The organism is Aurantimonas litoralis (assembly GCF_026153195.1).
Classification (GTDB): Bacteria; Pseudomonadota; Alphaproteobacteria; order Rhizobiales; family Rhizobiaceae; genus Aurantimonas; species Aurantimonas coralicida.
In genome coordinates, this window is record NZ_JAPFBM010000001.1 from 740,895 (window position 1) to 755,898 (window position 15,004).

The 15,004-nt window shown below is 65.0% G+C and carries 12 protein-coding genes, 1 tRNA gene and 1 riboswitch; of the genes, 7 read left to right on the top strand and 6 right to left on the bottom strand.

All coding sequences use genetic code 11. The features are described 5' to 3' along the window. The first annotated feature begins 100 nt into the window (after positions 1-100). Positions 101-1,270, top strand: coding sequence for a M20 aminoacylase family protein (locus N7I30_RS03570; RefSeq protein WP_498636738.1), 1,170 nt, complete (start codon positions 101-103; stop codon positions 1,268-1,270). Positions 1,271-1,313: 43 nt separating this feature from the next. Here the strand turns inward: N7I30_RS03570 and N7I30_RS03575 are convergent, their stop codons facing one another. Beyond that, positions 1,314-2,414, bottom strand: a complete 1,101-nt coding sequence (locus N7I30_RS03575) for a GGDEF domain-containing protein (RefSeq protein WP_498636740.1) — start codon at positions 2,412-2,414, stop codon at positions 1,314-1,316. Positions 2,415-2,651: 237 nt separating this feature from the next. Here N7I30_RS03575 and N7I30_RS03580 point away from each other — a divergent pair, with 237 nt between their 5' ends. The 3 genes from N7I30_RS03580 to N7I30_RS03590 all read left to right on the top strand — a co-directional run bounded on the left by N7I30_RS03580 (position 2,652) and on the right by N7I30_RS03590 (position 5,762). Then, positions 2,652-3,494, top strand: a complete 843-nt coding sequence (locus tag N7I30_RS03580; RefSeq protein WP_498636742.1) for a Crp/Fnr family transcriptional regulator — start codon at positions 2,652-2,654, stop codon at positions 3,492-3,494. A gap of 428 nt (positions 3,495-3,922) precedes the next feature. Beyond that, on the top strand, positions 3,923-4,540 hold the full coding sequence (locus tag N7I30_RS03585) for a CarD family transcriptional regulator (RefSeq protein ID WP_024349824.1): 618 nt from the start codon (positions 3,923-3,925) through the stop codon (positions 4,538-4,540). Between the two features lie 352 nt (positions 4,541-4,892). Next, a complete protein-coding gene (locus N7I30_RS03590; RefSeq protein ID WP_009210780.1) occupies positions 4,893-5,762 on the top strand; it encodes an RNA polymerase factor sigma-32 in 870 nt (289 codons plus the stop codon). 88 nt (positions 5,763-5,850) lie between these two features. On the opposite strand, the gene N7I30_RS03595 is transcribed toward N7I30_RS03590, so the two are convergent. From N7I30_RS03595 to thiB, 4 genes are all read right to left on the bottom strand, one after another. Continuing rightward, positions 5,851-7,374 (bottom strand): M48 family metalloprotease, encoded by a 1,524-nt coding sequence (locus N7I30_RS03595; RefSeq protein WP_498637121.1) that lies wholly within the window; start codon positions 7,372-7,374, stop codon positions 5,851-5,853. A 215-nt stretch (positions 7,375-7,589) separates the two neighbouring features. After that, entirely contained in the window at positions 7,590-8,324 is a 735-nt protein-coding gene (gene thiQ / locus N7I30_RS03600; protein WP_498636745.1) for a thiamine ABC transporter ATP-binding protein, read from the bottom strand. Next, a complete protein-coding gene (gene thiP / locus N7I30_RS03605; RefSeq protein WP_498636747.1) occupies positions 8,321-9,949 on the bottom strand; it encodes a thiamine/thiamine pyrophosphate ABC transporter permease in 1,629 nt (542 codons plus the stop codon). The genes thiQ and thiP overlap by 4 nt, the downstream gene beginning before the upstream one ends. Before the next feature lie 30 nt (positions 9,950-9,979). Further along, on the bottom strand, positions 9,980-11,014 hold the full coding sequence (gene thiB, locus N7I30_RS03610; protein ID WP_498636749.1) for a thiamine ABC transporter substrate binding subunit: 1,035 nt from the start codon (positions 11,012-11,014) through the stop codon (positions 9,980-9,982). Between the two features lie 50 nt (positions 11,015-11,064). After that, a riboswitch (TPP riboswitch) is annotated at positions 11,065-11,161 on the bottom strand. A 209-nt stretch (positions 11,162-11,370) separates the two neighbouring features. On the opposite strand from thiB, the gene N7I30_RS03615 reads away from it, so the two are divergent. Together N7I30_RS03615 and N7I30_RS03620 are read left to right on the top strand one after the other, a co-directional pair. After that, complete coding sequence (locus tag N7I30_RS03615) at positions 11,371-12,012, top strand: thiamine diphosphokinase (RefSeq protein ID WP_498636751.1); 642 nt, start codon at positions 11,371-11,373, stop codon at positions 12,010-12,012. 76 nt (positions 12,013-12,088) lie between these two features. Further along, positions 12,089-12,165 (top strand) — tRNA-Arg (locus N7I30_RS03620). Between the two features lie 1,128 nt (positions 12,166-13,293). Here the strand turns inward: N7I30_RS03620 and N7I30_RS03625 are convergent. Then, positions 13,294-14,376, bottom strand: coding sequence for a diguanylate cyclase (locus N7I30_RS03625; RefSeq protein ID WP_498636753.1), 1,083 nt, complete (start codon positions 14,374-14,376; stop codon positions 13,294-13,296). Positions 14,377-14,580: 204 nt separating this feature from the next. Between N7I30_RS03625 and N7I30_RS03630 the strand changes: the two genes are divergently transcribed. Then, the gene (locus N7I30_RS03630; RefSeq protein WP_498636755.1) at positions 14,581-14,988 is read left to right on the top strand and encodes a hypothetical protein; all 408 of its coding nucleotides are present in this window, start codon (positions 14,581-14,583) and stop codon (positions 14,986-14,988) included. The last annotated feature ends 16 nt before the right edge of the window (positions 14,989-15,004 follow it).

Below are 15,004 nucleotides of genomic sequence, written 5' to 3' on the forward strand. Positions count from 1 at the left end.
CGCCTAACCTTGGGCTGTGTCCCAAGCATGGCAACGCCGGGTTGACGCATCGACCTCACATTCCCTTGTAGGTCCGAACCAGAGAGTCGGAAAGTCGCCCATGCCTGTCAACAACCGAATCGCGGATGCCCAACCGGAGATCGCCGGCTGGCGCCAGCACCTGCACCAGCGTCCCGAACTGCTCTATGAGGTTCACGAGACCGCGGCGTTCGTTGCCGGCAAGCTGCGCGACTTCGGCTGCGACGAGGTGATCACCGGAATGGGCCGGACGGGTGTCGTGGGTCTGGTGCATGGCCGAAGCGGTGCGGGCGGGCCGATGATCGGCCTTCGCGCCGACATGGACGCGCTGCCGATCACCGAGGAGACGGGCGTCGCCTACGCGTCCAAGGTGCCCGGCATGATGCATGCCTGCGGCCATGACGGCCATACGACGATGCTGCTCGCCGCCGGCCGCAGCCTTTGCGAGACACGCGCCTTCGACGGAACCGTGGCGCTGATCTTCCAGCCTGCAGAGGAAGGCGGCGCCGGGGCCAAGGCAATGATCGATGACGGGCTGTTCGAGCGACTGCCGCTCAGCCGCGTCTACGGCATGCACAATCTGCCGGGCATGCCGGTCGGCCGGTTCGGCATGCGGGGCGGCCCGATCATGGCCTCGACGGACGAATTCGTGATCACGGTCGACGGGCGCGGCGGCCATGCCGCCCTGCCCCATCGCACGGTCGATCCGATCATGGTCGGCGCGGCCATCGTCCAGGGGCTGCAGGCGATCGTCGCGCGCAATGCCGATCCGCTGCAGTCCTTGGTCGTCTCCGTCACCCAGTTCCATGCCGGCTTCGCCCACAATGTGATCCCGGACGAGGCCGTCGTGTCGGGAACGGTACGGGCCCTGTCGCTCGAACTGCGGGAACTCGCCGAAGCCCGTATCCGCGAGATCGCGCAGGGAATCGCCACCGCCCACGGCGCGCATGTGCGGGTCGACTACGATCGCAATTACCCGATCACCATCAACGACCCGGCGGAGGCCGAGTTCTGCGCCGGGATCGCCGCCGACATCGCCGGGGCCGATGCGGTGGATGCGGCGGCGGCGCCGTTGATGGCCGGCGAGGATTTTTCCTACATGCTGGAGAAATGTCCCGGAGCCTATGTTTTCATCGGCAATGGCGACAGCGCCAGCCTGCACAGCGCCAGCTATGACTTCGCCGACGACGCTCTCGTCTTCGGCGCCAGCTATTGGCAGCGCTTGGCGGAGGCCGCCCTCGCCCGAAGCTGAGGGGTCCGCGCGCGTTTCCGGCCGTGGTTAGTAGGAGAATGCGTCAGCTGGCGAGCGCCAGCACCTCAGTTTCGTCGAGAGACACGATCTCGCGCAGTTGTGGCCGCCCATACACAACCACCTGGTCGCGGCCTGCGCTCTTGGCTTCGTAGAGAGCCGCATCGGCGCAGCGATACAGCGTGTTCGGGTCGTCGCCATGCTGCGGCGCTCCGGCAACGCCGATGCTGACCGTCAACGACAGGTTCTGGTCGCCGGCGATCAGCGGAGCCGCCTCGATGGCGTGCCGGATTCGCTCGGCCGTGCGCCGGCCTTGCGGCAGTCCGGTCTGCGGCAGGATCACTGTGAATTCCTCGCCGCCATGGCGGCAGACATAGTCGCCTTCGCGCACGCAGGACCGCAGGATGCGGCTGACGGCCTTCAACGCCTTGTCGCCGGTCTCGTGTCCGTAAGTATCGTTGACCTGCTTGAAATGATCGAAATCCACGACGAGCAGGGTCACGCCGATATCGGCGCCGCGTCTTTGTGCCAGTTCCTCCGCGATCAGCGCGTCGTAGGCCCGACGGTTCGCCAGGCCGGTCAGGGCATCGGTGAAGGCATCCACCTCGAGGCTCTGTTCGCGCCGCATCATGCGGGTCTCCCGCTGCATCATCGACCCCATCACGAAGACGCCTGCGACATAGGTCGGCACCACAAAGGGGATCAGGTTCAGGGTGAAACCCAGCGGATCCGGCAACGGCAGCAGGACGAACAGTCCGATATGAGCCGATACGAGCAGGCCGAGCACGACGAGATGGCGACGCCGCGCGGTCTGGCCATGCCGGTACAGTTGGCCCCAGATAAGCCCAACGCTGGCGGCCAGCACGATCGTGGCGACGCCGACGGGTGCACCGGCACCGCCCAGCCCCAACCGGTAGATCGCACCGGCGAGACCAGCCACCAGCGCCGCGGGCCAGCCGACGAACGCTCCCGCCAGTGCGACGATGACGCAGCGTGTATCGACGATGATGCCGTCGGCGAGATGGGCCGGAGAGAGCATCGCGGCGACGGTGCCCATCGCGAACACTGGCGCATGCAGCCACCGCTTCACCGCAGGGTCCGACATCAGGCGCTCGATGGTACCGAACGCCAGGGCGATCAGCGCCATCAGGCCGAGCCCGTTCAGCAGCACTAGGATGAGGTCAAGATGGGCCACAGCGCTCGGTCAATCGGATCATTGAACTCGTTCGATTATGCCGGCAATTTTGTTCGAAACGGTTAATGTCCGGTATCCGTGCAACGATTTGCCTACTCTAGACGGGTAGATCGCACGTCATCACCATTGCATGATGCAACCATCCCAGGCAGCGGGCGGCGTGTCTTGCAGGCAAACCATTTGCCTGTCATGCCGAAGGTGTCGGTCAAGCGGAATGGGGCTGTGGCACGGAATGCCATCGTCTCCACTCTCGACGGAATGGAAGGATGTGCATTGGCGACTGACGCCCATCGAAAGCTGATCACCCGCCTCGACATGATCGCGAAGTTGAACGACGAGGATAGAGCCGCGCTGTCGGCCCTGCCCATTGCCGTTCGTGACGTCGCGGCCGACACGGATATCGTCAGCGAAGGCGAGACGGTCTCCCATTGCTGTATCCTCATCGAAGGCTTTACCTATCGCTATCGCAACATTCGCGATGGCCGCCGGCAGATCATCGCCTTCAACGTCCCGGGCGATATTCCGGATCTGCACAGTCTGCATATCCGCCGAATGGACCACAGTTTTGCCGCCACCACACCGTCGCGCGTAGGGTTCGTGTCTCACAAGGCCGTCTGGAACCTCTGCCGGGAGCGCCCCAATGTCGCCGCTGCCCTGTGGCTTGAAACGCTGATCGACGGCGCGATCTTCCGTGAATGGATCGTCGGGCTCGGTCGCCTGTCCGGCAAAAGCCGCACCGCGCACCTTCTCTGCGAACTCGCGGTCAGGCTGCGGGCGGTGCAGCTAGCACCCGACCTCGTCTACCATCTGCCGCTGACCCAGCACGAACTGGCCGACGCACTCGGCCTCACCGTCGTGACGGTGAACCGGGTGCTGCAGGAATTCAAGGCGGAGAACCTGATCGAGCGGGAGCGTTCCCGCATGACGATCAAGGACTGGTCCGCCTTTGCCCATGTCGGCGACTTCGATCCGCAATACCTGCACTTTCGCCAGGAGGTGCACATGGTACCGGGTTCGCCGAAGGGGAACTGAAGGCCGCGCCCACCCGCTGATTGCCTGCGTCGCAGACAGGTGGATGGAACCCGTACGACGTAGCACGGCGCGAATCGCGCCGTGCGGATGCTGCGCCGCGACGAACGACCGCCTAAGTGGCAGAAACCTTGAATTTTTCGTCAGATTGGTGTAGGGTCGTCACACAGTCGGCCTCATGGCCAGCTCTTGACGCCGTCCAGCGCTCTCGGGCCTGTCCGAAAAGGATGCTTCCCCTACCGAGAAGAATGTCCGTCCGCTTGCGACCGCTCGGTCCATGCGGCGCTCATGCGGGAACACGGGAGGCGATTACACCGATCGACTGCGGTCCGGCAAGTACCACCGGGCCCCAAGCAAACGGCGGCGCCTGCGCCGCCACCCGTGTCTAGCGGCTGCCGCGGCCAGGCACAACAGGGAGTTTAAAAAAGCGTATGAGCAGTCAGAAGAAGGCTTCCAACCGCCAGGGTTTCAAGACCGGAGAGAGCATCGTCTATCCGGCTCATGGCGTCGGCCAGATCGTAGCGATCGAGGAGCAGGAAGTAGCGGGCATGAAGCTCGAGCTCTTCGTCATCGACTTCGAGAAAGACAAGATGCGCTTGAAGGTCCCGGTCGCCAAGGCCGAATCCGTCGGCATGCGCAAACTCTCTGAAACGGACTTCGTCGAGCGCTCGCTGAAGGTCGTGCAGGGCCGCGCCCGCGTGAAGAAGACCATGTGGAGCCGCCGCGCCCAGGAATATGATGCCAAGATCAATTCGGGCGACCTGATCCAGATCGCCGAAGTGGTCCGCGACCTCTATCGCGCCGACAGCCAGCCCGAGCAGTCCTATTCCGAACGCCAGCTCTACGAAGCCGCGCTCGGCCGCATGGCCCGCGAACTCGCGGCCGTCAACGAGGTCTCCGAGACCGAGGCCGTGCAGCTGATCGAGCTCAACCTCAACAAGGGTCCGAAGCGCGTCGCCAAGGGTGAGGAAGAGGCGGAAGCCGAAGGCGAGGCCGATGCACCGGCGGCTGCCACCGGCGAGACCGACGAGCAGGAAAAGGCGGCCTGAGGCCGCCTTCGAACATGACTATCGTCCACGGACGAAGCCGGGCCGGCCACCGCAAGGTGCGCCGGCCTTTCTTGTGGCGCCGGGCCCCGAGCGCCATCGTTGCCTCTGCGTGCAAACTGGCATAGGCTTCACACACGGCGATCCTGATCGCCTTTGCGCGATCTTGCGCGCCGGCCGCCATCGGCCCGGTTCCCTTGCCGAATACGGCACCCCCGCTACCTAAGCCAAAAAAGTTTTCCCCTCCGGGAACGTTTGCGGCCAGTCCGTGTTTCATGAACACCGACGCGTGAACCCGCAAGCAGCCTCGCTCGGTAGGCCACAGCGCCTCATAAGCTTGACCGGAGGGTAACCGATGAAGTCACAGTCCGCTCGCCGTACGCTGATCCGCGCGGCCATGTCCGCCCCGTACCTGCAGCGCGAAGAAGAGTACGAACTGGCGGTGCGCTGGAAGGAAAAGCGCGACCAGGAAGCCCTTCACAAGATCACCTCCGCTCATATGCGTCTCGTCATCTCGATGGCTGCCAAGTTCCGCCATTTCGGCCTCGCCATGAACGACCTCATCCAGGAAGGCCATGTCGGTCTTCTCGAGGCGGCGGCACGGTTCGAGCCGGAGCGGGAAGTGCGCTTCTCCACCTATGCGACGTGGTGGATCCGGGCGTCGATCCAGGACTACATCCTGCGCAACTGGTCGATCGTTCGTGGCGGCACCTCCTCCGCCCAGAAGGCTCTTTTCTTTAATCTGCGCCGCCTGCGGGCACGGCTCAGCCAGGGCGCCGACGGCGGTGTCACCGGCAGCGCCATGTACAAGGAAATCGCAACGGCACTGAAGGTGTCGGAGGGCGACGTGGCGCTGATGGATTCCCGTCTGTCCGGCCCCGATTCCTCCCTCAACGCCCCCCTGATGGAAGACGAATCCGGCAGCGCCGACCGACAGGATTTTCTCGTGTCGAACTCGCCCCTGCCGGACGAGATGGTCTCCGTGTCGATCGACGACGAGCGTCGCGTCACCTGGCTGCACAGCGCCCTCGACGTTCTGTCCGAGCGCGAGCTGAAGATCATCCGCGAGCGCCGCCTGCAGGACGACGGCGCCACCCTGGAAGCGCTGGGCACCAAGCTCGGCATCTCCAAGGAGCGGGTGCGCCAGATCGAGACCCGTGCGCTGGAGAAGCTGCGCGCCGCGTTGCTCGAGACCAACGCCGACCGCAGTGCCTACGTGAGCTGATCGTCGGCATCACCTCGAACGAAAAAGGGGCTCCCGATCGGGCGCCCCTTTTTCGTTGTATCGCAGTCTGACGCCACAGCCAGGCCGGTTACTCGGCGACGATCTTGTACCGCGTACCGGGCTTTACGTTCTCATTCGCATCGAGATCGTTGAGCAGCCGGAACATCGCCGTCTTGCCTTCGACCCCAACCATGCGGGAGGCCAGCGATGCCGTGCTGTCGCCGGCCGACGCAGTGACGATCCGGATACGCAGCGGCTTCAGGCTCTCCTTCTCGGCCGTCGAGAGAAGCCGGAACGAGTTCGCGACCTTGCCCGCGATCCCGGCCGCCGTGCCGGCGGAACTTGCCTGCACGGCCGTCAGGAAGCGATAGACCTGTCCGCCGACCCGCACCACGGTGACGTCGAAGACATATTCGCCGCCCTCGGCCCGGGCCGACACCGCATCGAGATTGCCGATCTTGAAGGCGCGGATGCTCGACGGGTCCAGCCCGCCGATCCAGCCGCTGTTGACGTAGTCGACGAGGCCGGTGGTCTTGGGCAATGCGACGCCGTCGAACCGGATCGCGGTGTCGTTGGGCCCGCTCGCCAGCACTGCCTCGGCGGTGTTGTCGATGACGAAGCCCTTCGGCACTTCGAAGGTGATGCTGAGACCGGGATGATAGAAGCGCTGCTCGCGGACATAGCCCTCGACGGCGGAATCGCCGAACAGCATGCCGTCGATGCCCGCCAGATAGCGATCGCGATCCGTGGTCCCCGTGCCCGGCTGGCCATATTCGCGCGCATGCCGGTTGGCGAGATCGATGCGCTGCGGCGCCGACGGATGCGAAGCGAGGAAGTCCAGCTCGGGATCGCCGGCCTGAAAGGCCGTGCGGATCTTGGCATAGGAATCCATCGCCTGCAGGAAGCGCGCTGCGGCGAAGGGATCGAAACCGGCCTTGGCGATGTGACGAATGCCGAGGATGTCGGCCTGCAACTCCTGCTGGCGCGAGAACTGGGCAAGGCTCAGCTTGCCGCGCGCCAGGGCGACCTGCCCGGCCGGCTCGCCTGCCAACACTTCGCTGACGACCCGGCTGGCGATCTCGGCGGCCTGCTCGCGCTGCTGGCGCTCGATGCCGTGATTGGCGGTGATATGCGCCATCTCGTGGCCGATCACCGCAGCCACCTCGGCCGAATCGTTGGCCAGGGCGACGAGACCACGGGTGATGTAGACGTAGCCGCCCGGCAGCGCGAAGGCATTGACGTTGGGCGAGTTCAGAATGGTGATGCGATAAGCGCGGTTCGGATCGTCGGTCTGGGCAGCCAGCTTGCCGACGATGGTGGCCAGCGTGCGCTCCAGCTTGGGATCCGAATAGGCGCCGCCATAGGCCGCCAGGATCTTGGGGTGCTGGGAGCGTCCGATGACCGATTGCGGATCGCTGCGCTGGACGTTCTCGAAGGTGATCGGACGACGCGTCGCGGCATAACCCGCCTGCACGCTGCTGCTGGCAGGCGAGAGGCCATCCAGCCCCGCTTCGATCGTGGTGCAGGCGCCGGTCGCCAGCAACGCGCCCAGCGCGACACCGCCGATCATGCGGCGCACAAGGCGTCCCGCACGACCAGGACCGGAGTTCATTGCCATCGCTGCGATCGTCGCCCCCACAGAACCGCTTCGCTTCCCGAGACTCAAGGCTTATCCGAACCGCTGTCACACGGGTTAGGATCGATCAGCAACAGATTTCGAAAAAGCGCCGCCGCTTTGCCTCGTGCCTTCCCCTGTCCGCTACCGGGAAAATCCGCCGGAAATACGTCAGTCGCGAAGTTAGCCGGCCGGTCCCTTGTCGGCCCGGGTTAAGGTCGTTCCGCAGGCGCAACCGTGCCGAGATAGCGCGCCACCCGCGGATCGCCGTCTCCGGCCAACAATGTACGCGTCGGCCCGATCGCCGCGATCTCGCCGGCGTCGAGAAATGCCGTCCGGTCGGCGTGGCCGACAGCATCCTCGGGATGGTGCGTGACCATGACGATCGCCGGCGGATCCGCGTGCCCTACCCGCAATTCGGTCAGGATCGCCAGCATCTCGCGGCGAAGAGCAGGACCAAGCGCCGCGAAGGGCTCGTCGAGAAGGAGAAGCGGCCGATCCCGCAGGAAGACCCGCGCTAGGGCCACGCGTTGCCTTTCGCCGCCCGACATCTCGGCCGGATGCCGCTTGGCGAAGCCCGCCAGCCCGACCGCGTCGAGAGCCGCCTCGACGCGGCGTCTGTCCGCAGCAGCCACCCGCAGATCGGGGGCGATGCCGAGGGCGACATTGCGGTAGACGTCGAGATAAGGAAACAGATTGTTGTCTTGGAAGACGATGCTGAGCGGGCGTTCCGCCGGCGCGACACCAGCCATTGCGCGTCCGTCAATGGCGATCGTGCCGGCGGAGGGCGCAGCGAACCCCGCGACGAGGTCGAGCAGAGTCGACTTGCCGGCACCGCTCGGACCGATGACCGCCAGCCATTCGCCGGCCTCCACCGCAAGATCGAAGCGCATCTCGCTGCCGCCATGGGCAAAGCGGACATCGTCGAGGACGAGGGCCTTCTTCATGCCGGATGGTCCCTTTGTGCAAGTCCGCGCTCGGCCAGCGCCATCAGCGACAGGCACAGGATGCCGAGGAGCAGCGCCAGTCCGGCCGCGTCGGCCGTGCGATAGCTGCCCATGCGCTGCAGCAGGAGATAGGGCAAGGTCACCAGGTCCTGGCTGCCGAACAGGGCGATGGCGCCGAGATCGCCGAGCGAGATCGCCAGGGCGAAGGCAAAGCCGAGGGCAACCGGCGCGCGCAAGACCGGCCAGTCCACCACCCGCAGTCGCGACAGACCTGCAAGGCCGAGGCTGTCGGCCAACCGGCCAGTCGCCTGGTTGGCCGACGCCAGCGCCGGCCCGACGATGCGCACGATGAAAGGCACGGCCATGGCGGCGTTGGTGGCGACCACGACATAGGGCGCAGCGGCAAAGACGTCGGTGACCTGCCGCAGCGCGAGAAACCAGCCGGCCCCGACCACGATGGGGGGAACGACGAGCACGAGACTGGCCGTCGTCTCCAGCCCGTTGCCGAGCGCCTGCCTGCGTGAAGTCAACCGGTCCCCGGGCGCTTGGCGCAGCGCCTCGACGGCGAGGACGATGGCCAGCGAGACGGCCATCGCAAGAAGCGCGGCAGCCGTCGCAATGACGATGCTGGTGATCGCGGCACGATGGACCGCCGGATCAGCCAGCAATCGCGCCAGGTCCGCTTCCAGTCCGCGCACCGCCACCGCGACGAAGGGCGCCAGCACGAAGCCGATGCCGAAGAGCAGCACGAGCGCGTCCAGCACCGCACGTACGGGACTGCGGCGATCGTAGCGCAATGCGCGGCCGCCCAGGCCGAAACCGGCGGCGACATCACCGCCAAGCCGGGTCGCCAGCCACAGGACGATCACCGTCAGGCCGATCTGGACGAGCGACAGCGTGATCGCACGGCCGGGATCGAAGTCGTAGCGCAGCGACTGGTAGATCGCGACTTCCAGCGTCGTGGCGCCCGGCCCGCCGCCCAGCACCAGCACGAGAGTGAAGCTGGTGACGCAGAGCATGAAGATCAGGCTCGCGGCCGCCGGCAGTGCACCGCGCAGGGCCGGCCATTCGACAAGCCGGAACGTGGCCAGTGGGCTCAGCGACAATTGCCCGGCGAGCTTCCAGCTTTCGGCCGGCACGCGGTCGAGCCCGGCCAGCATCAGCCGGGCGGCCAGCGGCAGGTTGAAGAAGACATGGGCGATCAGGATGCCGGAGAGACCATAGATGTCGAGCCGCGCCAGTCCGATCGCCGCGAAAGCATCGGAGACGAGACCGTTGCGGCCCCAGATGGTGAGGATCGCCAGCGCGCCGACCAGCACGGGCAGCACCTGCGGCAGGAGAAACAGGCGCAGCACCGCACGGCGACCGGGAAAGCGGGCACGATGCAGGGCCAGTGCCAGCGGGATGGCGCCCACCACCGACAGGAGGGTCGACAGCACCGCCTGCTCGAGGGTGAACAGAACGACGCCGAGGAGATAGCGATCGCCGGCCACCGCCCGAAAATCGGGTACGGCGCCGGTCGCAAAGAGAAGCACGACGAAGGCACCGGCCAGAAAGCCGACGAGGATACCGGCAGCGCCGAGGCCGAGGCCGATCCGCCAGGCACGATCCGCAGCACCGGTCATGAACGCCTCACCGGGACGCGCGCTCGATCGTCAGCGGCCGATCGCTTCGAGCCATTCCTGCGTCCATGCCTTGCGGTTCGCCGCCACGGTTTCCGGATCGATCATCAGGGGCGTGTCCACCAGCACCAGGCGGCCAAACGCTTCAGGCAGATCGATGCCGTCCGCGACCGGCAACGTCCAGTTGGTGGTGGGGATCAGCGACTGCACCTCGGCGGTCAGCATGTAGTCGAGGAAGCGCGTCGCCAGTTCGGCTGTCTCGGTCGTCTTCAGCATCGCCGCCACCTCGATCTGCAGGTAGTGGCCCTCCGCGAAGGCCGCGGCCTGATAGCGGTCGGTGTCTTCCTCGATCATGTGGTAGGCGGGCGATGTCGTGTAGCTGAGAACCATCGGCACCTCGCCGCTCGTGAACAGGCCATAGGCCTCGCTCCAGCCTGGCGTCACGGTGAGAATGCGCTTCGACAGCTGCGCCCATTTGGCGGCGGCCTCGTCGCCATAGACCTTCTTCATCCACAGCATCATGCCGAGGCCCGGTGTCGAGGTCCGCGCGTCCTCGATGGCGATCTTCACCTCGGGATCGCCATTGACCAGATCGTCGAGGCTCGCCGGTGGTTCGGCGATCGCTTCGCTGTCGTAGACGAAGGCGAGATAGGAATAGTCGTAGGGGACGAAGATATCGTCCGAGAAGCCGGTCGGCACGTCGAGCCCCGAGAGATCCGCCCCGCTCGGCGCGAACATGCCGGTCGCCTTGGCCTCGGGGATGAGATCGGTGGTCAGGCCGAGGACGATATCGGCTTCGGTCGAAGGGCCTTCAAGCTTGAGACGATTGAGGATCGCGACGCCGTCCTCGAGACCGACGAACTGCAGGTCGCAGGCGCACACGTCTTCGAAACCCGCCTCGATCTTCGGGCCCGGCCCCCATTCGGGCGTGAAGCTCTCATAGGTATAGACGGTGAGCACCGGCTTGTCGGCCTGGGCGACCGCTCCGGTAATGCCGGCCAGAAGCGCGGTGGCGCAAACGCCGAGATGGCGAACGGAGAGCGGCGGGAGGAAGACGGGTCGGGCCATTGTGGTGCCTTTCAAGACGGCGGCCTTCGAAACGAAAGCATCCGCGAAACACCCGCCGACGCCCGCATCCCTCCGCCGGTATGAGCCGGATCAGGTTCGACGGGTCGGCATGCGCCTCTCAGCCCGAAGGCACCCCGTGTGAGCATGGGAAGACTTAGAGGTCACGCCGCTTGCCGGCAAGGGCAGCCGCACCTCTGGACCAAGGGACAGCTCCGCCCTGCCCCAATGCCGAGCCCTCGCGTCGGACCGCAAGGCTGCGTCCGGCGCGGCAGGCAGGCCATGCCTCCCCGACGATCCGAATGCAATGTCGCGGCAGCCGATTGGCGTTTGCGGCCCGATGCTGTAGGCGAGCCGCGATGTCGCGCTTTTCCATTCTCCTTGCCGGCCATATCGCCCCCACCCCTGCGCTGATCGATGCGGTGGAGGGCACACGGGTCATCGCCGCGGATGACGGCCTGCGCCATGCTGGGGAACTGCAGGTGACGCCGGAACTCTGGGTCGGCGATTTCGATTCCAGCCCGCCGCGGCCGGCGATCGAACTGACCAGCCTCCCCCGCGAACCCTATCCTCGCGACAAAGCGATGACCGACGGCGAGATCGCCATCGAGGCGGCGCTGACGCGGGGCGCGACCGGCCTGTTGCTGGTCGGCGCGCTCGGTGGCCCGCGCAGCGACCACGCCTTCGCACATCTGATCCTGGCCCTGCGCTATGCCGCCCGCGGCATCGACGTGGAGTTGTTCGACGGCATCGAACGCGCCTGGCCGCTGGGACCGGACCGCCGAGCCTTCGATCTTGCGCCCGGCACGCAGTTCTCGATCCTGAAATTCTCGGATCTTTCTGGCTTGACGATCTCCGGCGCGAAATGGCCGCTCGACGCTGTCGACCTGCCATTCCACTCGATCCTCACACAATCGAACGAAGCGCTGGGGCCGATCGCCGTGACGATCCGCGAGGGCACGGCGCTGCTCGTCGCCCAGGCCGATCCCAAGGTCCGCTGATCCGCAATATCGCCGCACAAGAGCTTCGCGAGCAGACTTGGCGAACCCTGCGCCTTCGACTAGGTTGCGCGCGGTCGGTCCCGTAGCTCAGCAGGATAGAGCATCAGATTCCTAATCTGAGGGTCACTGGTTCGAATCCAGTCGGGATCACCAATTGCTTTGCGCCCTGCGGCAGGGCCATGCGATCTCCTCGCCGCGTACCCATGCACGGGGATATACAAGCTACAACCGAATACACCGCGTTGAGCAGCCACTGATCCCAGTCTGTTAATGTGCCGATTCTCCCAAAGCGTTGCTTCGATTGCTAGTGCTGACGCTGGCCTCGCACACTTCGGCACGATGCAACGCCCCGCCAGCGCGCCTTCAACGCACCGGTTCACCGTGAACTCCCCGTAACCGTTAAGTATTTTAGTAAGCAGGGGTCATCTAACACTCTATCCAAACAAGGCCACTTGCATCTGCAGTGAGGGGATGGGATGTGTGCGCTCAGAAATACAACGCGAATCTGTTTATGACGTGAGATGCAGGCCAACCGGTGATGTTGCACCTTAATTGTCTCGGGGTATCGGCGGAGTGAGAGCACTAGGTCGCGGCCAACAATGGTGATGCTTACAGCCGGAGTTCGCCGTAAGCATCCGTCCCTGAATTGACGCTCTCTCCTTATGTGGTCCATCCGCCTGCGTCGTAGATCAAAGGACCAGTCCAAACAGTGAGGCCATCCACTCAGGATGGATGAGCCAGAAAGAACCAATCCAAAATACATGCATACATTCATGGACTTCATGAGACGGATCTTTGCGTGGCATCACTGGATCCCCATTAGTATCGACCTGCGCCGCTCGCCTTTTGATCTTCGCCCGCTAACGGCTACGTCTGCTCCGACGCTGATACAGCGAGGGGGCCAGAATCGTTCTCGCATCCTCATGTCGGCCGAAACCAATGTTGAGAATTCGTCAGCAACGCAGAAGGCGCTCCAACGCCCGGCGGAGAGGACTGCCCGGCGTCCGCACGATGTTGTGAGCGTCACCTGGGATTACGACTTCCTGAAAGGCTGCTTGCTCGCAACGACGCTACTGGCAATCACGACCGGGGTTATCCTCTGGGCGGTCTGGAGCGCGTTATCGTCATTGATCGGTTTACTTTTCTAATCTCTTCAGAAGACCTCGGCGAGTTAGTGGCGGACCCGACCGGACGCCCTGGTCAAACCTGTGCCGCATCCTCATGCCACCCCGTCGCCGGTGTCGGAACTGGTACACTCCCTCTGCCCGCCGCCGGCTTTCCCTATATCGCGACTTCCACGCGGTTGCGGCCGCGGTCCTTGGCGAGGAAGAGCGCTTCGTCGGCGGCCTTGAAGAGGCGCTTGAAGGACAGGTCTTCCCCCTCCTGCGTGGCGACGCCGACACTGACGGTCACGTTGCCGTTCTCCTGGTCGCCATGGAAGACCTTGTCGTCCACGGAAAGCCGGATCCGTTCGGCGGTCTGCAGGGCCGCTGCCGGGGTGGCATCCGCCATCGCCACGACGATCTCCTCGCCGCCGAAGCGGGCAACCGCATCGGATTTGCGGACATTGGCCCGCACCACATCCGCCACCTTCAAGAGGATCGTGTCCCCGACATCGTGGCCATATGTGTCATTGACCTGCTTGAACCGGTCGATATCGATGACGAGCACCGAGATCGGCCGGCCATTGCGCCGCGCCACTTCAACCATCTCGCTGGTGCGACGCTCCAGATGGCGGCGATTTGGCAGAAGGGTCAGCGGATCGGTCGACGCCTCCGCCTCCAGCGCCCGGCCAAAGACGAAGGCCTTGCGCTCGCTGCAGAGGAAACGCCCGAGGACAAGAACCCCGATCACGTCGGCAACCGTCATCGGACCGATCGTCCGCAGGAAGATCTCCGACGCGTTGTCGACGGGCACCGTCAGGATGAAGAGAAACGGCACATTGCAGAGAAGGCCGAGCAGCAAGAGATCGCGCGTGCGGGCCGGCTGCATCTTCTCAAAGACGAAATAGGCGAAGAAGGCACCGATACCCGCCGTGGCCACGATGTTTGCGATCCCGCCCATCGTGCCCGAACCGCCGAGATGCAGCCGGAAGAGGCTGGTGACCAGCGCGGCCACCGTCGCGGCTCCCGGTCCGCCGAATGGGGCCGCCAGGACCAGCATGACCGCCCGCGGGTCAATCCGCAGGCCCGGCGCCAGTTCGACCGCATTGGCGATCGACAGCGATGCCCCGACACCGAACAAGAGGCCCAGTGCAAGGCTTCGCCCAAGCCCCGGCTCGGCTTTGCGCAGGGCCCAGCCATACATCATCGTCACCAGCGCGAAGATGCCGAGGCCGTTCACGACGCCGAGAAAGAAACCCATATTTGGCAAAGTTCTGGCTCCGATCCTGCCGCCTCTATCTGCAATAGCCGCGACGGGTTACGAAGCCACAAACACCGGGAACGACACGGCTATCGGTCGCAGAAGAAATTCGGGCCCGCGGCTAGACGGGTTGGCCGAGGCCTTCTTCAGTGCCGTGCGGCCGCCGCCCGTGACCGGACAATGCCGTCGATGCAGGATCGCGCCATGACCAGACAACGATCGTCCCTCGGCCTGTTCGGCGTCTTCGGGCGATCCGAAGACCTGAAACAGCTCGACAGCGCTCTGCGCTCCGTCGACCTGCATCCCCGGATGGTGCCGGAAGCGGTGAAGCTGACGGTGGTCAGGCTGATGCAGGATCATGCGATCGGGGCGTTTCCCGCGCCGCAGGCCTACCGTGCCGCGGCCGAGATCCTTGGCTATTGCATGATCGGTGCGGAAGGCTTTGCCGGCGCCAACGACGTCGATCTGGCATTGCGGGTCGGCGAGCGGATCGAACGCGCCATGGAGGCCGGGGACAGCCTCGACGCCCAGATCGTGCTGGTCACGATGACCGCCGGGGTGATCCAACCGAGCGTCGTCGAACGCTTCGAATTGACGCTCGATACGCAATAGCGTCCCCTCCCCGGGG